The sequence below is a fragment of the Amycolatopsis sp. lyj-108 genome (assembly GCF_046549005.1).
Lineage (GTDB): Bacteria > Actinomycetota > Actinomycetes > Mycobacteriales > Pseudonocardiaceae > Amycolatopsis.
In genome coordinates this window covers 155678-179176 of the sequence record NZ_JAJPWQ010000014.1, presented here as the reverse complement: position 1 = coordinate 179176, position 23499 = coordinate 155678, and the positions used below count along the sequence as shown (strand labels likewise).

Annotated in this window: 26 protein-coding genes; 15 read left to right on the top strand and 11 right to left on the bottom strand. The window is 67.6% G+C overall.

Features of this window, described 5'->3' with window-relative positions:
• Positions 1–33: 33 nt before the first annotated feature.
• Positions 34–393 carry a hypothetical protein gene (locus ACLJO0_RS37960; protein ID WP_410584270.1) on the bottom strand — a complete coding sequence of 120 codons (360 nt, stop codon included), beginning with the start codon at positions 391–393 and terminating at the stop codon, positions 34–36.
• A gap of 30 nt (positions 394–423) precedes the next feature.
• On the bottom strand, positions 424–1047 hold the full coding sequence (locus tag ACLJO0_RS37955) for an SRPBCC family protein (RefSeq protein WP_410584268.1): 624 nt from the start codon (positions 1045–1047) through the stop codon (positions 424–426).
• A gap of 115 nt (positions 1048–1162) precedes the next feature.
• On the opposite strand from ACLJO0_RS37955, the gene ACLJO0_RS37950 reads away from it, so the two are divergent.
• The 4 genes from ACLJO0_RS37950 (at position 1163) to ACLJO0_RS37935 (ending at position 3258) form a co-directional block, all read left to right on the top strand.
• On the top strand, positions 1163–1819 hold the full coding sequence (locus tag ACLJO0_RS37950) for a TetR/AcrR family transcriptional regulator (RefSeq protein ID WP_410584266.1): 657 nt from the start codon (positions 1163–1165) through the stop codon (positions 1817–1819).
• A gap of 21 nt (positions 1820–1840) precedes the next feature.
• Positions 1841–2473, top strand: coding sequence for a hypothetical protein (locus ACLJO0_RS37945; RefSeq protein ID WP_410584264.1), 633 nt, complete (start codon positions 1841–1843; stop codon positions 2471–2473).
• Positions 2474–2587: 114 nt separating this feature from the next.
• Positions 2588–2884 (top strand): hypothetical protein, encoded by a 297-nt coding sequence (locus tag ACLJO0_RS37940; protein WP_410584262.1) that lies wholly within the window; start codon positions 2588–2590, stop codon positions 2882–2884.
• Between the two features lie 140 nt (positions 2885–3024).
• Positions 3025–3258 (top strand): hypothetical protein, encoded by a 234-nt coding sequence (locus ACLJO0_RS37935; protein WP_410584260.1) that lies wholly within the window; start codon positions 3025–3027, stop codon positions 3256–3258.
• A 4-nt stretch (positions 3259–3262) separates the two neighbouring features.
• On the opposite strand, the gene ACLJO0_RS37930 is transcribed toward ACLJO0_RS37935, so the two are convergent.
• Complete coding sequence (locus ACLJO0_RS37930; protein ID WP_410584258.1) at positions 3263–3487, bottom strand: hypothetical protein; 225 nt, start codon at positions 3485–3487, stop codon at positions 3263–3265.
• A 232-nt stretch (positions 3488–3719) separates the two neighbouring features.
• On the opposite strand from ACLJO0_RS37930, the gene ACLJO0_RS37925 reads away from it, so the two are divergent.
• Positions 3720–4553: a hypothetical protein gene (locus ACLJO0_RS37925; RefSeq protein WP_410584256.1), complete on the top strand. Its 834-nt coding sequence runs from the start codon at positions 3720–3722 to the stop codon at positions 4551–4553.
• A 15-nt stretch (positions 4554–4568) separates the two neighbouring features.
• Positions 4569–5282 carry a hypothetical protein gene (locus tag ACLJO0_RS37920; protein WP_410584254.1) on the top strand — a complete coding sequence of 238 codons (714 nt, stop codon included), beginning with the start codon at positions 4569–4571 and terminating at the stop codon, positions 5280–5282.
• A gap of 292 nt (positions 5283–5574) precedes the next feature.
• Here ACLJO0_RS37920 and ACLJO0_RS37915 read toward each other — a convergent pair whose 3' ends face one another.
• Positions 5575–7230, bottom strand: coding sequence for a glutamate--tRNA ligase (locus ACLJO0_RS37915; protein WP_410584252.1), 1656 nt, complete (start codon positions 7228–7230; stop codon positions 5575–5577).
• Positions 7231–7401: 171 nt separating this feature from the next.
• On the opposite strand from ACLJO0_RS37915, the gene ACLJO0_RS37910 reads away from it, so the two are divergent.
• From ACLJO0_RS37910 to ACLJO0_RS37895, 4 genes are all read left to right on the top strand, one after another.
• Positions 7402–8640 (top strand): hypothetical protein, encoded by a 1239-nt coding sequence (locus ACLJO0_RS37910; protein ID WP_410584250.1) that lies wholly within the window; start codon positions 7402–7404, stop codon positions 8638–8640.
• Complete coding sequence (locus tag ACLJO0_RS37905) at positions 8637–10172, top strand: substrate-binding domain-containing protein (protein ID WP_410584248.1); 1536 nt, start codon at positions 8637–8639, stop codon at positions 10170–10172. The genes ACLJO0_RS37910 and ACLJO0_RS37905 overlap by 4 nt, the downstream gene beginning before the upstream one ends.
• Entirely contained in the window at positions 10159–10932 is a 774-nt protein-coding gene (locus ACLJO0_RS37900; RefSeq protein ID WP_410584246.1) for a hypothetical protein, read from the top strand. Before ACLJO0_RS37905 ends, ACLJO0_RS37900 begins: the two co-directional genes overlap by 14 nt.
• A 149-nt stretch (positions 10933–11081) precedes the next feature.
• A complete protein-coding gene (locus ACLJO0_RS37895; protein WP_410584244.1) occupies positions 11082–11258 on the top strand; it encodes a hypothetical protein in 177 nt (58 codons plus the stop codon).
• Here the strand turns inward: ACLJO0_RS37895 and ACLJO0_RS37890 are convergent.
• Entirely contained in the window at positions 11205–12146 is a 942-nt protein-coding gene (locus ACLJO0_RS37890) for an MBL fold metallo-hydrolase (RefSeq protein ID WP_410584242.1), read from the bottom strand. The genes ACLJO0_RS37895 and ACLJO0_RS37890 overlap by 54 nt on opposite strands.
• A gap of 82 nt (positions 12147–12228) precedes the next feature.
• On the opposite strand from ACLJO0_RS37890, the gene ACLJO0_RS37885 reads away from it, so the two are divergent.
• Entirely contained in the window at positions 12229–13086 is an 858-nt protein-coding gene (locus tag ACLJO0_RS37885; RefSeq protein ID WP_410584240.1) for a LysR substrate-binding domain-containing protein, read from the top strand.
• Between the two features lie 29 nt (positions 13087–13115).
• Positions 13116–13532 carry a hypothetical protein gene (locus ACLJO0_RS37880; RefSeq protein WP_410584238.1) on the top strand — a complete coding sequence of 139 codons (417 nt, stop codon included), beginning with the start codon at positions 13116–13118 and terminating at the stop codon, positions 13530–13532.
• A gap of 39 nt (positions 13533–13571) precedes the next feature.
• Here ACLJO0_RS37880 and ACLJO0_RS37875 read toward each other — a convergent pair whose 3' ends face one another.
• Complete coding sequence (locus ACLJO0_RS37875; protein ID WP_410584236.1) at positions 13572–14477, bottom strand: glutaminase; 906 nt, start codon at positions 14475–14477, stop codon at positions 13572–13574.
• Positions 14478–14647: 170 nt separating this feature from the next.
• Here ACLJO0_RS37875 and ACLJO0_RS37870 point away from each other — a divergent pair, with 170 nt between their 5' ends.
• Positions 14648–16036: an amino acid permease gene (locus ACLJO0_RS37870; RefSeq protein WP_410584234.1), complete on the top strand. Its 1389-nt coding sequence runs from the start codon at positions 14648–14650 to the stop codon at positions 16034–16036.
• 60 nt (positions 16037–16096) lie between these two features.
• Here the strand turns inward: ACLJO0_RS37870 and ACLJO0_RS37865 are convergent, their stop codons facing one another.
• Together ACLJO0_RS37865 and ACLJO0_RS37860 are read right to left on the bottom strand one after the other, a co-directional pair.
• Positions 16097–17581 carry a CoA-acylating methylmalonate-semialdehyde dehydrogenase gene (locus ACLJO0_RS37865; protein WP_410584232.1) on the bottom strand — a complete coding sequence of 495 codons (1485 nt, stop codon included), beginning with the start codon at positions 17579–17581 and terminating at the stop codon, positions 16097–16099.
• Between the two features lie 20 nt (positions 17582–17601).
• A complete protein-coding gene (locus ACLJO0_RS37860; RefSeq protein WP_410584230.1) occupies positions 17602–18471 on the bottom strand; it encodes an aldolase in 870 nt (289 codons plus the stop codon).
• Between the two features lie 109 nt (positions 18472–18580).
• Here ACLJO0_RS37860 and ACLJO0_RS37855 point away from each other — a divergent pair, with 109 nt between their 5' ends.
• Positions 18581–19330 carry a GntR family transcriptional regulator gene (locus tag ACLJO0_RS37855; RefSeq protein WP_125795292.1) on the top strand — a complete coding sequence of 250 codons (750 nt, stop codon included), beginning with the start codon at positions 18581–18583 and terminating at the stop codon, positions 19328–19330.
• Here the strand turns inward: ACLJO0_RS37855 and ACLJO0_RS37850 are convergent.
• From ACLJO0_RS37850 to ACLJO0_RS37840, 3 genes are all read right to left on the bottom strand, one after another.
• Complete coding sequence (locus tag ACLJO0_RS37850; RefSeq protein ID WP_410584228.1) at positions 19310–20767, bottom strand: APC family permease; 1458 nt, start codon at positions 20765–20767, stop codon at positions 19310–19312. The two genes, ACLJO0_RS37855 and ACLJO0_RS37850, sit on opposite strands and share 21 nt — an antisense overlap.
• Positions 20768–21163: 396 nt before the next feature.
• On the bottom strand, positions 21164–21625 hold the full coding sequence (locus ACLJO0_RS37845) for a MoaF C-terminal domain-containing protein (protein ID WP_410584226.1): 462 nt from the start codon (positions 21623–21625) through the stop codon (positions 21164–21166).
• A 99-nt stretch (positions 21626–21724) separates the two neighbouring features.
• Positions 21725–22198, bottom strand: coding sequence for a carboxymuconolactone decarboxylase family protein (locus tag ACLJO0_RS37840; RefSeq protein WP_125795303.1), 474 nt, complete (start codon positions 22196–22198; stop codon positions 21725–21727).
• A 257-nt stretch (positions 22199–22455) separates the two neighbouring features.
• Here ACLJO0_RS37840 and ACLJO0_RS37835 point away from each other — a divergent pair, with 257 nt between their 5' ends.
• Positions 22456–23337, top strand: a complete 882-nt coding sequence (locus ACLJO0_RS37835) for an SIS domain-containing protein (protein WP_410584223.1) — start codon at positions 22456–22458, stop codon at positions 23335–23337.
• Positions 23338–23499 lie beyond the last annotated feature (162 nt).

Here is a 23499-nt window from a genome sequence, read left to right as displayed (position 1 = left end):
CTGACTCGATCACGCCACTTTTGACTTTCCCCCTCACCTGCTTGCGGGTTTCCGGGGCAGGACGTGGAAGGCGACGGCGAACGCCACGCCCGCGGCCACGATGATCGCGGCGAACACGGGATGCATGTCCTTGGACAGGCTTTGTGCGCGTTCTGGCCCGATCGCCCAGAGCGCCAACGGCGTGGCGTAGGCCGCGGTGAGGGCGATCGCGCCCCAGCGGAGCACTTTCAGTCTGGCGTCGCGCAGGGTGCCGATCAGGATGAGGGCGACCGGCACGATGGCGATCATCGCGAACTGGCCGAGGATCATGATCGGCACGGCCCAGGCCGAGATGAGGACGGAGCGCGGGGCACGGCGGGTGACGGTTTCGCGGTCGAGCGTCTGGGTGGACATCGGTTTCCTCCGGAGGTTCGCGGGTGCGGGTCAGCAGTGGGATTCGGCGGTGGCTTTGAGGTCCTTCAGCCAGGCTTCGAGGCCCCAGCCGAGGAATTTGGTCGCGGTGGGCACGTCGGCCTCGACCTGGGCGCCGGACCAGTTCTCCTCGGTGCGGACGAGGACACCGCCCTTGACCTCGGTGAAGTTCCAGACGTGGATGCCGTTGTCGATGCTGAGGCCTTCGCCGATCGCGGGCCCGCTCCAGCGGATGCACTTGCCGCGCTGGAGCTGGTGGACGGTCGAGGTGATCGACAACGTGGTGGCGGGCGTAGTGGCCGTGGGCGGTGCCGGGGTGGTCCAGCGGAACCGGGAGTTCTTCCGGAGCGGGCCCCGGTCCAGGCGTTTGCTGCTCAGCACCGGCTCCTGCCACGACGGCCAGCGTTCGACGTCGGTCTGAAGCCGCCAGATCTTGCTCAGGGGAGCGTTGATCAGGGTCTCGGTGCGGTAGTGGATCGGGGCCTTCGTGTCGATGGTCTTGCCCTGGCAGGAAAGCGGCGTCGGCGTGGCGGCCTGAGCGGGGGTGACGGCGCCGCCCAGGAGGCCGATCGCCAAGGGGAGCGCGAGCGCGGCGGCCCTGGCGACGGTGCGGCGGCGGGTCTTGGTGTCCGGCATGGTCCTTCTCCATCATCTGCTTAGTGACTCTTGCGATAGTTAGAAGCTATAACCGTGACAGGGTGAGTGTCAATAGGGAAAGTGATAACCTCTAACCGTCAGGAGGGAGGGGTCGATGGACACGGATGGGAAGACCTCGCGTGAGCGTTACCGGGCCCAGGTGCGCGCGGAGATCAAGCGGTACGCGTGGGAGCAACTGGCCACGGCGGGCGTGTCCGCGTTGTCCCTCAACGCGATCGCCAGACACGTCGGCATGAGCGGCCCTGCGCTGTACCGGTACTTCGCCTGCCGCGACGACCTCGTCACGGACCTCATCCGCGACGCCTATCGAAGCCTCGCCGACACCGTCCAGGCGGCCGCCGCGTCCGGTGGCGTGGCCGAAGTCGCCTACGCCGTCAGGGAATGGGCGCTGGCGGATCCACAGCGATACCTGTTCATCTACGGAACTCCGATCCCCGGCTATCGCGCGCCCGGCGACACGACGGCGATCTCGAACGAGATCATGGCCGCGCTGATCGAGGTCCATGCCGCGTGCCCGGACGACGGACGGGTGACGCCGTTCGACGGTCATCTCGAGGACCATCGCGAATGGGCGGGTGATTCGCCGGTGCGGTCCGCTGTTCTCCGCCGTGCCGTGACGTTCTGGACCCGGCTCCACGGTGTCCTGTCCCTCGAACTGGCCGGGCACTTCGACGGCATGGGATTCGACCCCGCCTTGTTGTTCGCCGCGGAGCTGGACGATCTGCTCGCCGGAGCGCCCCAATCCTCGTGATCGTTGTGCTAACTTCCGCGGATGCGCAAAGGATCCGGGGTTCCTTTCGGTCGTACGCTCGCGGTGATCGCGTCGGTGCTCCTGGCTTCGCTGATCGGCCCCGGTGTCGTCGCGAACGCGTCCGGCGGGCATCCGCCGCGGCACGGCTGCGAATGCGCCACCCCCTCGATCGACCGGTTGCAGCACTGGCTCGCTTCCGGTGAGGGCACCACGATTCCGCCGACCGGCAGCCTGCTCGTCCGCGAACGCGGCGGTTACGCGGCCAAGGTGACCTTCCTCAACGCCGAATGGCACGTGGTCGTGGTGTGGCTGGGGAATCAGTTCGAAGCGCAAGCGGATCTCTCGAAATCCGCCGGTTTCTGGATGACCTACAGCGCGACCGACGATCTCTACGTCCAGCTACGCCCGGCCTCGCACTGGAGCGGCGGCGACAAGTGGCTCACGAAGGTGCCGTCGACCGGCGGGAAGATCGTGAAGAAGTTCTTCAGCTTCAAGGCCGACGCGTGGACGACGCTGCCCGAGCTGGGTGCGCCCGGTTACTCCTTCGCCTCGGCGCTGGCCGAAGCGCGAGGGCTGGTCTTCGTCGGCAAGACCCCGAACAAGCTCGACTTCCGTGGTCTTTCGATCGACCGCTACCGGCCGCCCTGCCGCTGAATTCCTCGCGGTATTCACCTGTCCGGAGCGGCGGGGGCAGCGCACCGTGACCGATTTGTCCTGTACGGTGAACCTTCAGCCGCCTCTGCACGATCGATCCGAGGAGTACCCCAGATGAGCCTGTTCGACTCGCTGAAGGAAAAGGCCGCCGAACTCCTTGGCGGCGCGGGCGACAAGGTCAGTGAACTGACCGGCGTCGACCTTTCCGGCGCCGCCGACCAGGTCACCCAGTCCGCCGGCGGACTGGCCGAGACCGGCCAGGGGCTCGCCGAGAACGCCACCGCCGCGGGCCAGGACGCCGTCGACTCGGCCACCGCGGCCGGTCAGGGCGTCGTCGACTCCACCGGTGCCCTCGGTGACACCGCCACCGGACTCGCCGGCGACGCGATCGACCCGAACGCCCGGGGCTGACCGCCCCCGGTCTCCCCGGTATCCCATGGATATCGGGGAGACCGTCATGCTCCATTTCGGCACTTCCCGAAAAAGATGTCCGCTCACGAGTCGTTCGGCGCTAACCTGACGGAAACGACTTCATCTGCGGGGGAGCGGACATGGTCGGAATCTGGATAGCGCTCGGGGTACTCGTCCTGGTGATCGGCATCGCCGTTCTCACCGATCTGCGCGATCGCGGACGCGGCGGGAGCCGCAAGTTCATGTTGCCGGACTGGGCTTCACGACGTGCCGACTACACGGAGAACGACCTCGTCCACGGGCGCTGGGTGGAGAAGTCACCGCGTGAGCAGGAAGAGGAACTCCAGCGCCGGTACAAATCCGGCGAGGGGTAAAGACCTACGCGGCCGGCCTGGTCCAACGCCACGCGGCGTGCAGCACGGCGATCAAGGCCTCGTCGTCGTCGAAGGTGGGTTCTTCCCCGACCGGTAGCCAAGTACGGTCGACGATCTCGCCCAACCTGCTCCGGGTCACGGAGATCCCCGGGTAGGACAGCGCCGTGCGGCCGTCGCCGGCCACGTGGCGGAACTCCCAGTGCAACTGGACAACACGATCAGCGCTCATCGACCACAACTTTCCGTACTTGCGTACCGGGTAAGTCGCCTGTCGGGGCCCGCGCGTTTCACGTCTTCTTTGTGACGTGCACCCTTCGTGCTGCGGATTCCCGCGTCGAATTCGATTCTTCGGATGAATCCGCAGAAAGAATGGCAAAGCGCCAAAGCGGTGACCCCGATCACAATCACTGTCGAAGATCGTGGGAACATAAGGGCCAAGGCTGCCGGATCCCGGAGGGTGAATGCTCCGCAGAATGCGTCGCTGGCTCGAATTGCTCAGTCTCGGCGGGTTGGCGGTGGTCGGCTTCGCGGTCGGGATCGCGGAACAACTCGGCTTGCTGGACAAAGTGGCGCCGAAGGGCGTGAGCACCCTGACCCTGATCATGGTCAGCGGCGTGGTCGTGGTGCTGCTCATCGAGCTGACCCCGTTGCGCGCGCTGGAAGACATCCGTGATCGCCTCGCCGGCCTCGACATCGACACCATCGCCGCGAGCCGCCGCCGTTCGCACTACGGCGGTGTGGTCGAGGTGCACAAACGCTTCCCGGACGACGAGTTCGCCGCGCATATCGCGAAGGCCAAGCAGGTGACGATCCTGAACACCTGGATCCCCAACCTGCAACGCCTGGAAAAGGAACTGGAAGCCGCGATCGTCGACCGGCGCGCCCAGGTGCGGATCATGCTGCTGCACCCGAACTCGATGCTCGTGGGGCTGCGGGAAGCGGCACTGGACCGGAGCGACGGCGCGGGCAAGACCTTCGTGAGCACCGGGATCGGGGAGTGCCTGGAGACCCTCTCCCGCCTGCACCGGCGGCTGGCGAAGCGGCAGACCAACCTGAAGGTGCGAGTCTTCAACTCGCAGGCCTCGGTTTCGGTGTACCGGGCCGACGGGCGCTACCTGGTCAGCATGTTCCTGCACGGCCAACTGGCGATCGATTCACCGCAGTTCGAAATCGAGGGCACGCACGACACCGTGCTCGGCGAACAGATCCAGCGCGAGCTCGACACGTTGTGGGACATCGGCCGCGACGTGGACCTCGGCGACTGGAACCGAAGCATCGACATGATCCGTTTCTGAGCAAGAGGTGTAGTGATGCGCGAACTCGACGAGTTCGAAGACGGTTTGATCGAGCGGTTCCGGAACCACCCGACGCTGCGTGGCGTCACCGAGCTGTCGCAGGAGGGTCTGCAGACCGTCCTGCTGCAGCGGCGTTTCCTGTCGCTGGCGTTCACCATGGCCTACGACCTGGCGATCGACCTGCTCACCGACGAGCAGTCCAAACGGATCGCCCGCGTCATCGTCCGTGAGGAGTACCCGGACACCACTTCGCCCGGCAATACGCCTTCGCATCGCGAGGACATGATGGCGGACATCCTCGCGCTGGGCGTCCCGCGGGAAGCGCTGGTGCGGTCGCGGAAGTCACTGGCCACGACGGCCTGCGTCGACACCACGATGGAGCTGATCGCCTCGGCGGGCGACTCGAAGTACGCCGACGTCGAACTGCTGACCATTCTGCGCTTCTGGGGCGAGGTGCTGGTCTCCGTCGAGTACGGCGAACTGTGGCGCCGGATCGGCCCGGTACTCGGCGACCGGTCCGTCTTCTACTACCCGCACCACGTGCACGACGCGAAGTCCCGCCCGCTCGCCGCCGCGTCCCCGCTCTCGCTCACCCATTCCGATCAGCTCGGGCTGCGGCTGGTGCAGCTGATCGACACGAGTGAGGCGCGGGAGCGGTTCCGGGAGACGGAACAGGCGGTCGTCGCGATCAAGACGGCGTTCTACGACCAGTTCCTGCCCGCCTCGTAACCGGTAAGGACGGTTCTCTTGAGGGGAAAGTCGAACGTGTCGTGGCGTGGGGCCGGTGTCGCTTCTGCGTGGGCGTTCTCCTGGTAGTGAGGGCCTCTTTGCCTACTCTGAGGGTAGTGAAGGAGGCTTTCGCTACCGTCGGATGTGGTTCCTGGTGACGGTGGGGCGGTTGTGGCTTCGGTAGGGCGTGACTCGCGTGTCTGGATGCCGCACTCGTCACCCGGCCCGCCGTCTCGCCCGAGACACGACACGTTTGCCTTACCCCTCAATAACCGTCCTTACCGGTTACGAGTCACTCGCCTACGAGGCCGGCGAACCGGCCCAGCGTCTCCTCGCGGCCCAGCGCCTGCGTGATCGAGTGCAGGTCCGGGCTCCGGGTCGAGCCGGTGATCGCGATCCGGATGATCTGCGAAGCCTCGCGAATGGAGCCGGGGAAGCCTTCGGGGTTCTTCTTGAACTCCTTGGCGTTCTTCGCGAAGCCGTGCTTCGCCGCGACCTCGCGGATCTGCTGGAACCATTCCTGGCCGTCGTCGAGCTGCTGGTAGCTGCCGACGAAGTCCCGCGCCACGGCCTGGACGACCTCGCGGTCGACGCCGAGGGCGGTGATCCGCTCGTCGTCGGGGCCCGCGACGGCGGCGTGCAGCTGCGGGAAGAAGAAGCCGTAGACGGCGCGGAACTCGCTCCACTTCTTCAGGTCCTTGCGCGGGTTCTCGGCGCCGTCGCGTTCGACGGCGAGGGCGCGGAGCGCGAGGTCCGGCTCGGCGTCGAGGACGGTCTTCAGCTCGGGGTCGAACCGCTCCGCCCAGGCGCGGACCTCTTCGAGGATCTCGGCGCCGGACAGCGTGGCGATGTGGTCGGCCGAGATGTCGTCGAGTTTGACCAGGTCGACCAGCGGGCCGGCGACGCCGCATTCGTCCAGGTTGATCGGCTCGGCCAGGGCCTGGTCGAGCGGCATTTCGGCGAGCCTGCCGTTGGCGAGGCCGCGCAGGTAGTAGAGGACGGCCTTGGTGGGGTAGCCGGACTCGATGTAGAAGTCGACGCTCGCTTCCGGGTCCTTGCGCTTCGACAGCTTGCGCTTGCTGCCGCCCTCCTGCTTCATCAGCGGGGCGATGTGCGCGTAGGTGATCGGGTCGAAGCCGAGCGCGTCGAACAGCTGCTGGTGCACGGGCACCGACGAGATCCACTCGTCGCCGCGGATGACCAGGTTGACGCGCATGAGGTGGTCGTCGACGGCGTGCGCGAAGTGGTAGGTCGGCAGCCGCGGGCTCTGGTCGGAGCTCTTGAGGATGACGACGTCGTTGCGGTTGGCCTCGGCCTCCAGCGGGCCGCGGATGGCGTCGGTGAACCGGGCGCGGGCGCCGGTGTCGTCCGGCGCGCGGAACCGGACGACGTACGGGTCGCCGGCGTCGAGTTTGGCCTGGACGTCGGCGGGGTCGGCGTCGCGCCAGATGGCCCACGAGCCGTAGTAGCCGGTCGGCAGCTTCGTCGCCTGCTGCCGGGCGGTGATCGCCGCCAGTTCGTCCTTGGTGGCGAAGTCGAGGTACGCGCGGCCGGAGCGGAGCAGGTGGCGGACGTAGGTCAGGTAGATCTGCTCGCGCTCGGACTGCTGATACGGGCCGTAGTCGCCGCCGCGGTGGATGTCCTCGTCGGCGGCGAGGCCGAAGTAGGCGAAGCCGCGCTCGAACTGGTCGATGGCGCCTTCGACCTCGCGGGAGCGGTCGGTGTCCTCGACCCGGACGAGGTAGCGGCCGCCGCTGCGGCGGGCGACGTCCTGGTCGATGGTGGCGACGTAGACGCCGCCGATGTGCACGAACCCGGTCGGCGAGGGGCCGAACCGGGTGACCATGGCGCCCTCGGGGAGCTCGCGGGCGGGGTAACGCTGTTCCCAGTGCTCGGGCTCGGGCAGGTCGGCGGGGAAGAGGGCGTCGATGACTGCTCGGTCCAGCATGGCGGTTCAGATCTCCCGGCGTCGTGGTGCATGGCGGTTTTCGCCACCGAAGAGCCTAACCGTCCGGCCTCCCGGCCTGGTGAGGGTGGGTACCGAAGCCGGATCGAGACGTGCTTTTCCGTCGGTGCCTCCCGGTAAAATGGGCTTGCCGGACATTCGGGGAGGAAATCGGTGACCACCGATAGCTCGCTTCGTGAAGAACCCCAGCTCACCATCCGACCAAAACCCTCGGCGTTCTTTCTTCGCCGTCGTTTTCTCCGCACTTTCGGGCCCGCGTTCGCGCTGGCCGTGAGCGGCCTGATCGCCCTGCTCCTGAGCGGGACGATCGTGGTGCCGTTCCAGCAGACCCTGGTCCTGCGCGGCAAGATGGGCTCCAAATCGGATCTCTTCGAGGACGCGAAGGTCCAGGAAATCCTGATGCGCCACCGCATCCGCGTCCACGTGACCAGGGCGGGATCGCGTGACGTCGCCACGCACGACCTCAGCCAGTACGACTTCGTCTTCATGTCGGGCGAGCCCGCCGCGAGTCTCGTCCGGCGGTCGAGGGCGAACGAGTGGACGGGCAGCGCGCGGCAGCCGTTCACCAGCCCGATCGTCCTCGCCACCTATCGCCGTTACGCGGAAACGCTGGCGAGCAACAAGATCGCCACGAAGCCGCCGGGACAGCAGGATCCGCTGTACTACACGCTGGACACCGAGAAGTTCATCCAGACGATGCGGCAGGAGCGCACCTGGGATTCACTCGGCGTCGGCAAGCTCGGCGCGGAGAACGGGAACAGGGTGCTGGCGCAGACGTCGAACATCTGCGACTCCAACTCGGGCGCGACGTATCTGATCTTGCTGGCGTTCCTGGAGAACGGCCGTCAGGTCCCGGTCGTCGATCCGCGGCCGGCGGGCGCGCCCGCCGGGCCGCCGAACCTGACGAGCGCGAAGGCGCTGGCCGACCGGGTCAAACCGCTCGTGGCGGCGCAAGGCTTCCCGTCGGCGGATCTGTCCGAGTCGTACGCGAATCTCGCCGAGGGCGACAAGCCGATCGTCGTCATCTACGAGCATCAGTACCTCGCGATGCAGTTGCGCGCCAAGGCGCAGAGCGGGCGGCCGGATCTCGACCGGGTCCTGCTGTACCCGAAGGACAACATCCTGACGAAACCGCAGTTCCTGGCACTGAAACCGGAAGCGGAACGTTTGGGCGAGCTGATCACCTTCGATCCCGAGCTGCAACGCCGGGCGATGGAGCTCGGATTCGGCGTCGCGACCCCCGCGGGCACCACGAAAAGCGCGCGGCTGTACGACTTCCTGCGCGAACAGGGGCTGACCGCCCCGGAGGTCGCGGACGACGACAGCACCACGCCGCTACCGGACAATCCGGTGCTGGAAGAGATGATCAAGACCGTCGGGGACTGCCCGTGAAGCGGCTCCTCGCGGTCCTGTGCTGCCTGCTCCTGGTGGTCGCCGCCTGTACGAGCGGCGGGCAGAAGGTGAAACTGCGCGTGCTGGCCAGTTCCGAACTGGCCGACCTCGGGCCGATTCTCGACGACCTTCGCGGGGAAACGGGAATCGAACTGGAAATGGATTTCCGGGGAACCGTCGACGCGACCACTTCCCTCACGCCGGGGAAGGCCACACACGATCTCGCCTGGCTTTCCACCGACCGGTATTTCCAGCTCAAGTACCGGCAGTCCGCGGACAAGGGGGAGCGGCCGCTCGCGACCAAGACCATGGTGTCGCCGGTCATCGTCGGGATCACCCCGGCGAAGGCGGCGGAGCTGCGCCGCGGCAAACCGGACGGCAAGCTATCGTGGGCCGATCTGGCGGACGCGGCGGCCGGTGGCGGGTTCCGGTTCGCGATGGCGGATCCGGCCAAGTCGACCAGCGGGTTGACCTCACTCGTCGGGGTGGCGACGGCCGCCTCGGGCACCGGAGCGGCACTGCGGCTCCAGGACGTGAAATGCGACAAGCTGCAGGGCTTCCGCACCGGGCACACGCTCACGGCGGACACGTCGGCCGCGGTGACCGACCGGTTCGCCGAGCGCCAGGACGTGGACGCGATCATCGGGTACGAGTCCACTTTGCTCACCCTCAACGCGAGCGGCAGGCTCAAGACGCCGCTGGAGCTGGTGTACCCGAGGGACGGCATCGTCCAGTCCGACTACCCGCTCCTCCTGCTCGACCCGGCCAAACGGGAGGCGTACGACAAGGTCGTCTCCTGGCTGAGAAGCCCGGCGACACAGAAGAAGCTGATGGAGCGGACTCTCCGGCGGCCGATCGCCGGGGAGGTGGCGCTCGACCCGAGGCTGCCCGCCTCGATCGGGAACTCGCTGTACTTCCCCGACGAGCAGGCCGTCGTGGACAAACTGCTCGACGACTACGCGGCCCCCGCCGGCCGGACACCAGGACGCGTGATCTTCGTACTCGACTTCTCCGGTTCGATGAAGGGGCAGCGGATCGCCGCGCTCCGGGCGACCTTCGCCGGGCTGAGCGGCGGACCGGACGGCGGATTCGACCGCTTCTACCGCGGTGAGCGGCTCACGGTCCTCCGCTTCGGCGGGAAGATACTGGGGGACAAGGAGTTCACCATCGGCGGGCCGCAGGATCTCGACGCGCTGCGGGCCTTCATCGCCGCCGACGAGTTCGACGGCAACACGGCGGTCTGGTCCGCGCTCGGCGAGGCGTACGCGAAGGCCGGTGCCCATCGCCGTGCCGAGCCCGGCAGCGGCGTTTCGATCGTCCTGATGACCGACGGGGAAAGCAACACCGGCCCCGGCATCGAAGAATTCCTGCGCGCGCCAAGGGATCCCGGCGTGCACACGTACACGATCCGGTTCGGCGAGGCGAATCCCGCCGAACTGGACCGCGCGGCCGTGGCCACCGGTGGCCGGATGGTCGACGCGAACGCGACATCCCTGCTCGACGCCTTCAAGGAGATCCGTGGCTGCCGATAATCTGTGGTGGGAAGTCTGGGGACTGTGGCTCGCAATCTGGGTGCTGACCGTGGTCGCCTTCGTCGTCGCGATCGTCATCTTCGTACGGCATTGGCGCCGCGCGCGCTCAGACGGTGATCAGGGGATGATCCGGGGCATCGGCTTCTACCTGCACACGAAATCCGTGATGGGCCTGTACCAGTTGCATCGCTACAACGAGGCGCTGGAACAGGAGGTGGAGAAACGGAAAAGCCGGGGCTGGCGGTTCTTGGGATCGGGCGGTATCGGTCCGCTCAGAGGGGAATCGGAGCGCACCGACACCGACGAGGAGTTCCGGCGGTACATCCGCAAGGCCGAACCGATCACGGTGATCGGCATCGTGACGAAGGTGCTGGAGAAGCACCACGACATCATCCACGTCGACCTGGCGAAGCAGGAACTCGTCCACAATCGCGCGCTGGTGAAGGAACTCGGCTGGTCCGACGGTCCCGAGAGCACCCGGCAGCTCCAGACCCGGCTGCGTGGTGTCGAGGCGTTCGTCTCCGTGAAGGGCCTGTTCCGTAAACGCTCCCAGACCGACACCGAGACGGTTTTCGTCGCGCCGTACGGCAACCCGGACGATCCGTCGAAGAGCAGGAGTATCCGCTTCACCTGTGTGACCAGCGACCTGCGGGACTCCGCCCCGGCCGGCGCGTTCCGGGCGCGGTGCCTCGGCAAGGTCGAGGACTGGGATCCCGAAACCGGGGAACTCGTCGTCCATCCGATCGCGATCTTCAAATAGTGCTCGGCTGCTCCACTCGCGCCACCCGGTTGACACGAGTGGAGCAGTCGAAAGCCACACCCCGTCCATAGCGCTTCGCACTGTCGGCCGACGGGGGTGAACCTGCACGATTTCGGTATCAAACACCGCAGGTTCGAGGGAGATCTTCCATGAAGAGCGCCGTTTCCGACGATATCCGCAGCTTCTTCGCCGACTCGGGTATCGATGTCACCGCCGCCGGGCAGGCCGACGTCGAGATCGTGATCGATCACTTCGACAACTGGAAGAACACGTCAAGCGGAGGCACCTTCGGCTGCTTCACCGGTGCCTGCTGCCTCATGGCCTGAGTGATCGGCACAGAAGCAACCGACGCCCTTCGCGATCCAGTCCCGGCCCTCCCATTCGGGGTGGCGTTCGATCATCAGCGCTTCGACCTCGGCGGCGATGGTCTCTTCGGGGAGGGACGAGTCGCGCCGCGTCCAGGTCTCGTCACGCAGCAGTTCGAGGTACTCCCGGACGTCGGTCAGGATCCGGCGTCCGGAGACGTCGCCGTGGCCGGGGACGACGATGTCCGGCCCGGCGGCGGCCAGCCGCCGCAGCACTTCGATCCAGCGCCCTCCCGAGACATCGGTGTCGTACGGCGGGAACCACGGGAAGATCGAGAACTGGCCGGTCTCGACCAGATCCCCGGTGAACAGCACCCCCGCGTCGGGCACGGTCACCACCTGATCACCCTTGCTGTGGGCGCGTCCGGTGGCCGCCATGCGCACGATCCGGCCGCCGAGATCGAGGTCGTAGGTTTCGCCGTAGACCACGTCCGGGGTGACCAGGTCGACGCCGTCCAGTGCCCGGGCGACCGGGGTGCCGAGACCGCGGAACATCTCGAGATAGCCCGGTCCTTTGTGGACCAGATCGGCCGCCTGTGCGCTGTTGACGAGGTAGGTCGCCTGGTCCGCGAAGGCCTGTGCGCCGAAAGCGTGCTCGGGATGGAAATGCGTCGTGGTCAGGTACAGCCTGCGGCCGCGGGCGTGTTCCGCCGCGAAGGCGAGCACCTTCTCGGCGTTGCGGGGACCGAGTCCTGTGTCGACGACGAGCACCGAGTGCGATCCGCCGATGACCCCGATGTTGGGGACGAGGTCGACACCGAGATTCGGGATCACCACGAGGTCGCGAGCGATCTCGCGGGCCCGGCCGGGTTCGACGGCGGGTTCGTGGGTGAGGGGTTCGAAGGGCATGACCTCACTGTTCCGCCGGTTTCCGCCCGCCGTCCAAGTCCGATCCGCTGGCCTCGATACCTGATGGGTATCATCGCTGGTGATGGAGCTCCGACTGCTGCGCTACTTCGTGACCGTCGCCGAGGAGAGGCACTTCGGCCGGGCCGCCGCGCGGCTGCACATGACCCAGCCCCCGCTGAGCCGGGCCATCCGGCAGCTGGAGAACGAGCTGGGCGTCGTCCTGCTGCTCCGCTCGGCCGCCGGCGTCGAACCCACCGCCGCCGGGACCATCCTGTACGACGAGGCCCGCGCCCTGCTGGACCAGGCCGAACGCGCCCGCGCCCTGGTGACGGCGGCGGCAGGCCCCGCCACGCTCACCATCGGCACCCTCGCCGACGGAGCGGGGGAGTCGGGCATCCGGCTGGCCGAGGCGTTCCGGCGACGCCATCCCGAGGTCTCGATCCGCTTCCGCGAGGCGGATTTCACCGATCCCACCACCGGCCTGCTCGCCGGGCTGGCCGACGTCGCGCTGACCCGTTCACCGTTCGACGAGACCGGCATCAGCGTCCGCGTCCTGCGCTCCGACCCGGTCGGGCTGGTCCTGCGCACCGGCGACCCGCTCGCCGGTCGTGAATCGCTGACGCTGGCCGACGTCGCCGATCGGCCCTGGTTCCAGCTGCCGGACGGGACGGATCCTCGGTGGCGTGAGTACTGGAACGGGGCGGCGCCCATCGGGGAGCGGCCCGCCGGCCCGGTGGTGCGCACGGTCATCGAATGCCTTCAGGCCGTCCTGTGGAACGGCTCGGCCGGGATCGCGCCGCTCGGGCACGCGCTGCCCGACGGGCTCACCTGGGTACCGCTGGCCGATATGCCGCCGAGCCCGCTCGTCGTCGCGTGGGCGACCGGGCGGGAGAGCCCGCTGATCCGCTCGTTCGTCCGGATCGCCGTCGCCGGGGTGTAAAGAGGCCGGTTCGGGGGAAGTCATCGCCTATGCCGGACTCATCCCCAGAACCCGATGACGCGACCGTCGACGCGGTCGGAAAGCTGGTCTTCGCGCTCGAAACGGTCGAACAGGCGCGCGGCCATCTGTACGCCTTCCACCACCTCACGGGAACCGCCGACTTCGCCCTCGGCGAGGCCGTCGAAGGGCTCCGGAAGGCCGGGCACGCGGACTGGGCCGCGCGGATCGAGACCGAGCTGATCGGGCTCAACGTGCTGTCGGACCGGTGGACCTTCCAGCTGATCGAGGAGTACGACGACGGCTACTACCGGGCCTACCGCGACCTGACCCGGGACGTCGCCGAAGACCTGACCGGAGGGCGGCGGCACCTGCACGAAGAGCGGATCAAGCGGCAACGGCGGACCGAAGGACGGCCGGGACACGAAATGGGGCGGCCCAGCACCTGAGAAAGGTCTGCACGCTGGGCGCCGTGGGGGTCAAACCGATCAGAAGATCGACCAGCCGGTCAGGGTGGTGAACCGGTCGAGCGCCGCGACGCCCGCGACGGAGTTGCCGCGCGGGTCCAGTCCGGGGCTCCACACGCAGATCGCGCATCGGCCCGGGACGATCGCGACGATGCCGCCACCGACGCCGCTTTTGCCGGGAAGCCCGACCCGGTAGGCGAATTCACCCGCCGCGTCGTAGGTGCCGCAGGTCAGCATCACCGCGTTGACCCGCTTGGCCGCGCTGCGCTCGAGCAGCCGGGTGCCGTCGTTGCGAACGCCGTGGCGGGCGAGGAACACCGCCGCGCGCGCGACGTCGCCGCAGTTCATCGCGATCGAACATTGACGCACGTACTGATCGAGCACGGCGGGTATCGGATGACGCATGTTCCGGTACGACGCCATGAAATAGGCGAGCGCGCGGTTGCGATCGGCGTGCGCGGCCTCCGAAGCGGCGACCTCGTCGTCGATGCCGATGTCCGCGCGGCCGCTTTCCGCACGGAGGAACCGAAGCAGTGTTTCCGCCGCGTCGCCGTGATGTGCCAATTCGTCGGTCACCACCAGTGCGCCGGCGTTGATGAACGGATTGCGGGGGATTCCGTCCTCGTTCTCCAATTGCACCAGCGAGTTGAACGGGTTACCGGACGGCTCGCGGCCCACCCGCTCCCACACCCCGTCGCCATGGGAGAGCGCGAGCGCCAAGGTGAAGACCTTCGACATGCTCTGGATGGAGAACGGCACCTCCCAGTCGCCGACGCCGTGCACCCGACCGTCCACTTCGGCCACCGCCATGCCGAACTGCCGGGGCTCGACCCTGGCGAGGGCGGGGATGTAGTCCGCGACGGAGCCGCGGCCGATCTCCGGCGCGACGTCGTCGGCGATCCGGTCCAGCAGCGCTGCGAGGTCCACGGCCGTAGCGTAGAAGTGCGTCTTCGCGCGCGAAGATCGGGGTTCGCGGGTGAACTTGTCAAATCGAAATGGGAAAATCCGGTTAAACCACCTGAGTGACGTCCCGCACACCTTAAGTCTTCCTTAGCAGTGTTGGTGACGTGCCGCACACGCTCTAGCGTCTGGCAACCATGGATTCCTCGCTGCTCACCGAAAAGGGTGAAAGCTACTCAAAAGCACTGGGCAACCGCCAAGTGCAGATGATCGCCATCGGCGGTGCGATCGGCGTCGGGCTGTTCCTCGGTGCCGGTGGCAAGCTCCACCAGGTCGGGCCTTCGCTGGTCCTGTCGTACGCGCTCTGCGGTATCGCCGCCTACTTCGTGATGCGCGCCCTCGGTGAGCTCGTGCTGCACGAGCCGACCTCCGGCAGCTTCGTCACCTACGCCCGCAAGTTCATCGGGCCGTGGGCGGGTTTCGCCTCCGGCTGGATGTACTGGGTGAACTGGGCGATGACCGGCATCGCGGAGATCACCGCGGTGGCGATCTACGTGCACAAGTGGCTGCCCGACGTGCCGCAGTGGATCACCGCGCTGGTCGCGCTCGGCGTGCTGATCCTGGTGAACCTGCTGTCGGTGAAACTGTTCGGCGAGCTGGAATTCTGGTTCTCGGTGGTCAAGGTGCTGGCCATCGTGGTCTTCCTGGTCACCGCGACCGGGCTGGTGCTCACCAGCGCGGACATCGGCGGCGCCACGGCGGGCGTGCACAACCTGACCGCCCACAACGGTTTCTTCCCGGCGGGCATCGGCATCGCGCTGATGACGTTGCAGGCGGTCATCTTCGCGTACTCGGCGATCGAGGTCGTCGGCATCGCCGCCGGTGAGACCAAGGACGCCCGCAAGGTGCTGCCGAAGGCGATCAACGGGGTGGTCTGGCGGATCGGCGTGTTCTACGTGGGATCCGTGCTGCTGCTGGCGATGCTGCTGCCGTGGCCGTTCTACAACGGCGGCGAGAGCCCGTTCGTCACCGTGTTCAGCAGGCTCGGGATCCCGGGGATCGGCGACGTGATGAACGCGGTCGTGCTCACCGCCGCGCTGTCGAGCTGCAACTCCGGGCTCTATTCGACCGGCCGTATCCTGCGTGCGCTCGCGGACAAGGGCGAGGCGCCGAAGTTCGTCGGCAAGATGAGCGGCCGTCACGTGCCCTACGGCGGGATCCTGTTCACCTCGGGTGCGTACGTGCTCGGCGTGGTGCTCAACTACCTGGTGCCGAAGGACGCCTTCGACATCGCGATCGCGATCGCCTCGCTCGGCGTGATCACCACCTGGGCGACGCTGATCTTCTGCCAGATGCGGATGCGCCAGGCGGCGCTGCGCGGGGAGCTGGAACGGCCGTCCTACCGGATGCCGTGGGCGCCCTACAGCGGCTGGGCGACGCTCGGTTTCCTCGCGCTGGTGGTCGTCCTGATGGGCTTCTCCGACGGTGCCGAGAAGATCGCGTTCTACTCGATCCCGGTGCTGGCCGTGGTACTCGCGGTCGGCTGGCGGTTCGTCGGGAAACGGCAACGGCAAGAGGTGGGCTGACCCCACTCCGCAATTGGTCACCTACTTGCGCGGGCGCAAGTAGGTGACCAATTGCGTGGGTCAGCTGGACGTCGGGAAGTTGAAGCCGGCGGCGGAGTGCGGCCATCGCGTCGTGACGACCTTCGCCCGCGTGTAGAACCGGACGCCCGCCGGGCCGTGGATCGGGCTGTCCCCGATGAGGGAGTCCTTCCAGCCGCCGAAGGAGTAGTACGACATCGGCACCGGGATGGGCACGTTCACCCCGATCATTCCCACCTTCACCTCCCGCTGGAAGCGCCGCGCCGCCTCGCCACTGCCGGTGAAGACGGCGGTCCCGTTGCCGTAGGGGTTGGCGTTGATCAGCTCGATCGCTTCGTCCAGAGTGGACACTCGAACGATCCCGAGCACCGGCCCGAAGATCTCGTCGCGATACGCGGACATCCCGGTGGTCACCTTGTCCAAAAGGGACGGTCCGACGAAGAACCCGTTCTCGTGACCGGCGACGCTCAGCTCCCGGCCGTCGACCACCACGGTCGCGCCCTGCTCCGCACCGAGGGCGACGGAGTCGATCACGCGCCGCCGCGCGGCCTCGGTGACCACCGGGCCCATGTCGTTGCCGGCTTCGTGACCGGGGCCGACCTTGATCTCGGCCGCCTTGCGCTCGAGGATCTCGACCAGCTTGTCACCCGCCGAACCGACGGCGACGCCGATGGAGATCGCCATGCAGCGCTGTCCGGCGGAACCGAACGCGGCGGCCGTGAGATGGTTCGCGGCGTACTCGAGATCGGCGTCTGGCAGGACGACGGCGTGGTTCTTGGCCCCGCCCAGCGCCTGCACGCGTTTGCCGGTGGCCGTCGCGCGTTCGTGGACGTACTTGGCGATCGGCGTCGAGCCGACGAACGAAACGGCGGCGATACCGGGATGCTCCAGGATCGCGTCGACCGCGACCTTGTCCCCGTTGACCACGTTGAACACGCCGTCGGGAAGGCCCGCCTCGGCGTACAGCTCGGCGACCAGCCGGGACGCGGACGGGACCCGCTCGCTGGGTTTGAGCACGAACGTGTTGCCGGCCGCGATGGCGATCGGATGCATCCACAGCGGGACCATGATCGGGAAGTTGAACGGCGTGATCCCGGCGACGACCCCGAGCGGCTGCCGGAAGTCGTGCACGTCCACGTCGCGAGAGACCTGGTCGGAGAAGCCGCCTTTCAGCGCGTCGGCGATCCCGCAGGCGTACTCGACGATCTCGCGGCCGCGGACGATCTCGCCGCGCGCGTCGTCGATCACCTTGCCGTGCTCGGAGGAGATGATCCTGGCGAGTTCGTCCTCGTGCTTCACCAGCAACTCGCGGAAGGCGAACATCACCTTGGTCCGCTGCGAGAGCGACGAATCACCCCACGTCTCGAAGGCCTTGCCCGCGGCGGACACCGCTGTGTCCACATCGGACGGTTCCGCGAGGAGCACCTGTGCCCGCGGGCGCCCCGCGGCCGGGTCGAACACCGGCGCGGTGCGGGTGGAGCCCGCCGTGGTCGCGGTGCCGTTGATCCAGTGGTCGATGGTCTTCACGCGTTGTCCTCCACAGGTGTTCACAGCAGTCCGACGGCCGTGTCGACGGCCTTGGCGACGTCGCCGTCGTGCGGGTAGAGCAGGGAGCGGCCGACCACGAGGCCTTGCACGGTCGGCAGCGCGAGCGCCCGTTGCCAGGCGGCGAACGCGGCGTCGGGATCCTTGACCTCGCCGCCCAGCAGCACGGCGGGCAGCGTCGAGGCGGCCAGCACGCGCTCCATGTCCTCGACCACCGGGAGTTTCAGCCAGGTGTAGGCCGACGAGCGGCCGAGCGCGGAGGCGATGGTGATCGACCGGATCACGGCATCGGGGGAGAGGTCGTTGCGGAGACGTCCGTCGACCCACTCGGAGAGGAACGGCTCGACCATCGCGATCAGCTTCCGGTCGGCGAGGTCGTCGACCGCCTTCGCGGTGTTCTCGAGCGCGCTCGGCGTCGCCGGGTCGCTCAGGCAGATCCTGGTGAGCGTCTTGCCGCCGTCGAACCGCATCCGCTCGATCGTTTCGGCGTCGTAGCAGGCGAACCGATCGTCGATCTCGAAACTCGATCCCGCGAGGCCGGTGCGGTTCATCGACCCGATGACGGTCTTGCCGTCGAGGGCGCCGAGGAGCAGCAGATCGTCGATGATGTCCGGCGTCGCCAGCACGCCGGTGACCCCGGGGCGTTCCAGTGCAAGGCCGAGGCGGTCGAGCAGTTCGCCGCGGTCGGCCATCGCGAGCGGATCGGCGCCGACACCGTTCGCGCCGCGCGCCGGATGGTCCGCGGCGATGATCATCATTCGGCCGTTGTCGTTGAACGGCGATTTCGCCCGGACCCGGGTGGCCGCGGCCACCGCGACGGCCCCCGGATCGCGCACCCGCGCGGCGACTATCCGGCGCACTGTGTCCGACACTTTCGTTCCTCCAGGCTCGCGTGGTGCTTCGACCTTCGCAAGCGCTCAGAGACTTTGTCAAGACATATGGACATAAGGTCATAGTGGCTCGTCGCGGTAGGCTCCGCGCATGAAACCCTGGGCACCCGGTGAGATCGTGGTGGATCCGAACGGCCCGGAGCCGCTGTACTCGCAGGTCGCCAGGCAGCTCGGCGCCGCGATCGAAGACGGCAGGCTGCCGAACGGCGCCCGGCTGGACAACGAGCTGGACCTGGCCGCGCGGCTGCACCTGTCGCGGCCGACCATCCGCCAGGCGATCCAGTCGCTGGTCAACCAGGGGCTGCTCGTCCGCAAACGCGGTGTCGGCACCCAGGTCGTCCGCACCAAGGTCGCCCGCCCGCTGCGGTTGAGCAGCCTCTTCGACGACCTCAGCGAACTCGGGGACAGGCCGGAGTCCGTCGTCCTCGTCAACCGGGTCGAGCCCGCGGACGACGAGGCGATCGAGCACCTCGAGACACCGGGCCTGACCCACGTCCGGCGGCTGAAGCGGGTGCGCTCGACCGGCGGCGAACCGCTGGCGATCATGAACAACTACCTGCCGGACGGTCTCATCGACCCGGCCGATGACGAACTGCGGGACAAGGGGCTCTACCAGTTACTGCGCTCGGCGGGTGTCCGATTGCACGCCGCGCAGCAGAACGTCGGCGCCCGGCAGGCGACCGAGGAGGACGCCGAACTGCTCGACGAGGAGCCGGGCGCGGCGCTGCTCACCATGCGGCGCACCACCTACGACGACTCCGGCAAGGTCGTGGAATACGGCTGGCACGTCTACCGCGCCTCGCGCTACTCGTTCAACCTCTCACTGACCAACAGCCTCTGACGGCTTCGGCGCGGCGTCGCGTTCCAGATCGGTCTCCAGCGCCGCGTACACCGAGGGCCGGAACTTGCGCAGCCAGCCGGCGAGCGCCAGCCCGGCCAGCGCGACCACCAGGAGCAGCCACGGCAAGTGCGGGACGACGCCGTTGCTCGACCCGGCGAGCGTCGGGAAGTTGAGGATCGCCAGCGTCACGATGATCCCGAGCCCCACCGCGCCCAGCCCGGGGGCGATCAGCGTCTTCACCACCCGGCGATCCCGCGTCCGGCGGAAATGGACCAGGATCGCGACCGCCGCGAACAGTTGCAGGGTGAGAATGCCCAACGTGCCGAAGCCGGTCATGCTCGCGGTGAGGTCGGCGACCGGATCGAGCCCGGCGAGGCGGAACGCCAGTGCCACCACCGAGCCGAAGACCAGTTGGACGATCGAGGCGTAGCGCGGTGCTCCGTTGCGCGGACTGGTCCTGCCCAGCAAGCGTGGCAGCACGCCGACCCGGCCCAGCGCGTACAGATACCGGGTCGCCGAATTGTGCAGCGCCAGCAACGCCGCGAACAGGCTGACCACCAGAAGCAGCAACATCACCTTGGTCAGCGGGCCGCCGAGATACTCCTGGGCGACCGAGAGCACGAGATCCCCGCTCGAAAGGTGCGCGACGGCCACGTCCTGCGCCTGTTCGGCGCCGATCGCGCTGACCACGGCCCAGGTCGTGAACGCGGCGAACACCCCGATGAACCCGATGGCGATGTAGGTCGCCCGCGGGATCGTCCGCTTGGGATCCTTGGCCTCCTCACCGAACAGCGCCGTCGCCTCGAAACCGATGAAAGCGTTGGCGGCGAACAACAACGCCAGTCCGCCGGCACCCTGGAACAGCACGGAGGGGCTGAAGGCGGCGAACGAGAAGCCGTGCCGGAACAGCACGCTGAAGTCCATGACCAGCAGGATCGACACCTCGAGGATCAGCGAGACTCCCAGCACCTTCGCGCTCACCGCGATTCCCCGGCGGCTGAGCAGAAGGACCAGCACCACCGAAACCGCACTCCAGAAGAGCCAATCGAGGTGCAGCCCGAAGACGTCGTCGATCGCCGTGGAGGTGAAGAACCCGCTCGTGCCGATCGCGCCCGCGACGAAACAGTTGTAGCCCAGCATCGCGACGAAACCGGCGACGAGCCCCGGCGTCCTGCCGAGCCCCTTGACCACGAAGGCGTAGAAGCCGCCCGCGCTGGTGAGCACCCGCGACATCTGCGCGTAGCCGACCGCGAACAGCAACAGGACGACCGTGGCCAGCAGGAAGGCCGCGACCATCCCGCCGCCGTTCCCGAGCGCGATGCCGATGGCCGCGATCACGATCATCCCGGTCAGGGGCGCGACCGCGGCGAGCACGAGGAAGACGATGCCCGGCACGCCCAAGACGTTCTTCGCGAGCGACGTGTCGTCTCGGCTCATTCGCTGCTCCTCATCTCCGCTGGACGGCCAGTATGGGAGCGGCCTGCCCCGCGCCCTTTGTCTCTGTGCGCGTATCGCTTGCCCGTCAGCGCTGGGTGACGACGGAGGTGCCGAGTCCGCGAGGATTGACCGGAATCGACGCGTTCAGAGTTCTCGCGAATGGTCACGCCGGTGGCGCGATTCGGGGTACACGGGAGAATGGACATCTCGTGAACCGGTGGCCCCGCGTCGAATCCCGATGTCCTGAAGGGTCCCTTTGAGACCGTCAACGTCTCAAAGGGACCCTTCAGGACACGCCACGTTTGCCTTACCTTCGAGGGTAGAGCTCTTCGATCGGGACGGATTCTCGACCGTTGATCGATTCATGTTCAGCTGGTACCCGGCGAGCGCGCCGGGTTAACTTTCGGCGGAGGACTTTGTCGCGGGAAAGGACGGCCACCCGTGCGGCCGCTCCAGAATCTCGATGGTCGCCTGGTCGACCAGGAAATACTGCCCGCCGTCCTCGCGCGGATTCGTATACGCCGCCGTCGCGATCAGACGGCCGAAGTCGGCCATCACCGCGATGGGGTAACCGCCGTCGAAAATCTCACCGTGCGCGGCCGTCGCGACTGTCCCGGTTTCGTACCAGGTGACGAAGTACTGCGCCGGTCCGGTCTCGAAGACACGCAGCGTCGCCTCTTTCTGCCGTACACCGGCGAAGTCGCCGGACACACCCGTCCAGATCATCGTCGTCCGGTCCGCGTAGTGCTGCTCCAGCACGTTCCCGGAGCCGTAATGGAAGTTCGCGCGGAGCCCGACTAGGTCGGTGCTGAGCGGATGAGTCCCGGTCACCGGGAAGAAACGGACGTCGAGTTGCACGGGCTGAACCTCCGGATCGCGTGTTTCCGCAGGTTTATCAGCCCGTGGCAGCTCGATCGTTGCCCGGAGAAGCGATCCTGTTGTCGCTGGACGCGAGGATCAGTCGAACATGCCGGGCTGGTAGTCGCCCGCCGGCGTCCTGGCGATGACGTTGAGCCGGTTGTACGCGTTGATCGTGGCGATCAGCGCGATGAGGGCGCCGATCTGCTCCTCGTCGTAGTGCTTGCGCACCTGCGCCCAGGTCTCGTCGCTGACGCCGTGGTGCGCGTCGGCGATGCGGGTGCCCTCCTCGGTGAGCGCCAGCGCCGCGCGCTCAGGCTCGGTGAACACGTTCGCCTCCCGCCAGGCGGCGACCAGGTTGAGCCGGACCGAGGTCTCGCCGGCGTGCGCGGCGTCCTTGCTGTGCATGTCGGTGCAGAAGCCGCAGCCGTTGATCTGGCTGGCGCGCAGCTTCACCAGTTCCTGGGTCGCGTGCGGCAACGAGGACTCTTCGATCGGCCGGTTCGCGGCGCCGAGACGCTTGGCGTACTTGAGGATGACCTCGTTCTCGAACAGGTTGACGCGCGGTTCCATGATCTTTCCTCTCCGTCGGTTCCTGCACACATGACGAGGGGACCGGAGAGGTTGTGACAGCTTCGCATGTGACGCCTGTCACGAGTGGAGGAGGTCGGACCGGGCGGAGGTCGCATCCGTCCACGGTAGGCGACCGGCCCATCCTGCACATCTGCGCGAGTCAAATGCGTGAAAGTGCGCTAACAGAGCATTGACGTTGCACAAAACTGCACCTAACGTGACAGCTATTGCGCACAACTGGCACGGATGGGGAGTTCATGAGCGGGACCTTCATGGCGGCGGAGATCGCGAGCCAGCCCGGCTGCTGGCGGGAAGCGGCGGCGCTGGCCTCGGCGAACAGTGATCTGCTGCCGCCGCCGGGCGCGCGGGTCGCGATCGTCGGCTGCGGCACGTCGTGGTTCATCGGCCAGGCGTACGCCGTCCTTCGCGAGTCCGCGGGGCTCGGCGAGACCGACGCCTTCGCTGCTTCCGAGTTCCCGGAGGGCCGTGGTTACGACCACGTCGTGGCGCTGACCCGGTCGGGTACGACGACCGAGGTCCACGCCCTGCTGGCGAAACTGCGGGGCAGGACGCCGACCATCGCGATCACCGGCGTACCCCGCGAGATCGACGCCGCCGCGGACACGATCGTCGACCTGTCCGTCGTGGACGAACGTTCGGTCGTGCAGACCCGGTTCGCGACGACGGCGCTGGCGATGCTGCGCGCGCACCTCGGTGAGGACCTCGCCACGGTCGCCGACCAGGCCGAACGCGTGCTCGCCGAACCGCTGCCCGACGAACTGGTCGCCGCGGAGCAGTTCAGCTTCCTCGGCACCGGCTGGTCGGTGGGCATCGCGAACGAAGCCGCGCTCAAGTTCCGCGAGGCGTGTCTGCTGTGGACGGAGTCGTATCCGGCGTGGGACTACCGGCACGGGCCGATCAGCATCAGCGAACCCGGCCGCGTGACGTGGATGTTCGGGCAGGCGCCGGAAGGGCTGGCCGACGACGTCGCCCGCGCGGGCGGCCTCTTCGTCGAGAGCGGCCTGGATCCGCTCGCCGACCTCGTCCGCGCGCAGCGTGTCGCCGGGGCCATCGCCGCCCGCAAGGGACTCGACCCGGACAAGCCCCGCAGTCTCACCCGTTCCGTCGTCCTGACCTGAAAGCCCGTTGGCGGAGCTGTGAGGTACTCGGAAAAGTGACCGGACGTGTGAACCCGCCCCGGTCGAAGGCCCCGCTATCGCGGTGGCGGGGCGCCCTATCCGCATCCGTGACAGGAAAGACCAGGCAGCGTCCTGCCGACGTCGATCGCGGTCGCGGGTTCA

What these genes read in the sequence shown, in the direction of transcription:
- ACLJO0_RS37960 (WP_410584270.1), bottom strand. Translation starts at nt 393, where the DNA reads ATGTCCACCCAGACGCTCGACCGCGAAACCGTCACCCGCCGTGCCCCG.
- ACLJO0_RS37955 (WP_410584268.1), bottom strand. Translation starts at nt 1,047, where the DNA reads ATGCCGGACACCAAGACCCGCCGCCGCACCGTCGCCAGGGCCGCCGCG.
- ACLJO0_RS37950 (WP_410584266.1), top strand. Translation starts at nt 1,163, where the DNA reads ATGGACACGGATGGGAAGACCTCGCGTGAGCGTTACCGGGCCCAGGTG.
- ACLJO0_RS37945 (WP_410584264.1), top strand. Translation starts at nt 1,841, where the DNA reads ATGCGCAAAGGATCCGGGGTTCCTTTCGGTCGTACGCTCGCGGTGATC.
- ACLJO0_RS37940 (WP_410584262.1), top strand. Translation starts at nt 2,588, where the DNA reads ATGAGCCTGTTCGACTCGCTGAAGGAAAAGGCCGCCGAACTCCTTGGC.
- ACLJO0_RS37935 (WP_410584260.1), top strand. Translation starts at nt 3,025, where the DNA reads ATGGTCGGAATCTGGATAGCGCTCGGGGTACTCGTCCTGGTGATCGGC.
- ACLJO0_RS37930 (WP_410584258.1), bottom strand. Translation starts at nt 3,487, where the DNA reads ATGAGCGCTGATCGTGTTGTCCAGTTGCACTGGGAGTTCCGCCACGTG.
- ACLJO0_RS37925 (WP_410584256.1), top strand. Translation starts at nt 3,720, where the DNA reads ATGCTCCGCAGAATGCGTCGCTGGCTCGAATTGCTCAGTCTCGGCGGG.
- ACLJO0_RS37920 (WP_410584254.1), top strand. Translation starts at nt 4,569, where the DNA reads ATGCGCGAACTCGACGAGTTCGAAGACGGTTTGATCGAGCGGTTCCGG.
- ACLJO0_RS37915 (WP_410584252.1), bottom strand. Translation starts at nt 7,230, where the DNA reads ATGCTGGACCGAGCAGTCATCGACGCCCTCTTCCCCGCCGACCTGCCC.
- ACLJO0_RS37895 (WP_410584244.1), top strand. Translation starts at nt 11,082, where the DNA reads ATGAAGAGCGCCGTTTCCGACGATATCCGCAGCTTCTTCGCCGACTCG.
- ACLJO0_RS37890 (WP_410584242.1), bottom strand. Translation starts at nt 12,146, where the DNA reads ATGCCCTTCGAACCCCTCACCCACGAACCCGCCGTCGAACCCGGCCGG.
- ACLJO0_RS37885 (WP_410584240.1), top strand. Translation starts at nt 12,229, where the DNA reads ATGGAGCTCCGACTGCTGCGCTACTTCGTGACCGTCGCCGAGGAGAGG.
- ACLJO0_RS37880 (WP_410584238.1), top strand. Translation starts at nt 13,116, where the DNA reads ATGCCGGACTCATCCCCAGAACCCGATGACGCGACCGTCGACGCGGTC.
- ACLJO0_RS37870 (WP_410584234.1), top strand. Translation starts at nt 14,648, where the DNA reads ATGGATTCCTCGCTGCTCACCGAAAAGGGTGAAAGCTACTCAAAAGCA.
- ACLJO0_RS37855 (WP_125795292.1), top strand. Translation starts at nt 18,581, where the DNA reads ATGAAACCCTGGGCACCCGGTGAGATCGTGGTGGATCCGAACGGCCCG.
- ACLJO0_RS37850 (WP_410584228.1), bottom strand. Translation starts at nt 20,767, where the DNA reads ATGAGCCGAGACGACACGTCGCTCGCGAAGAACGTCTTGGGCGTGCCG.
- ACLJO0_RS37840 (WP_125795303.1), bottom strand. Translation starts at nt 22,198, where the DNA reads ATGGAACCGCGCGTCAACCTGTTCGAGAACGAGGTCATCCTCAAGTAC.
- ACLJO0_RS37835 (WP_410584223.1), top strand. Translation starts at nt 22,456, where the DNA reads ATGAGCGGGACCTTCATGGCGGCGGAGATCGCGAGCCAGCCCGGCTGC.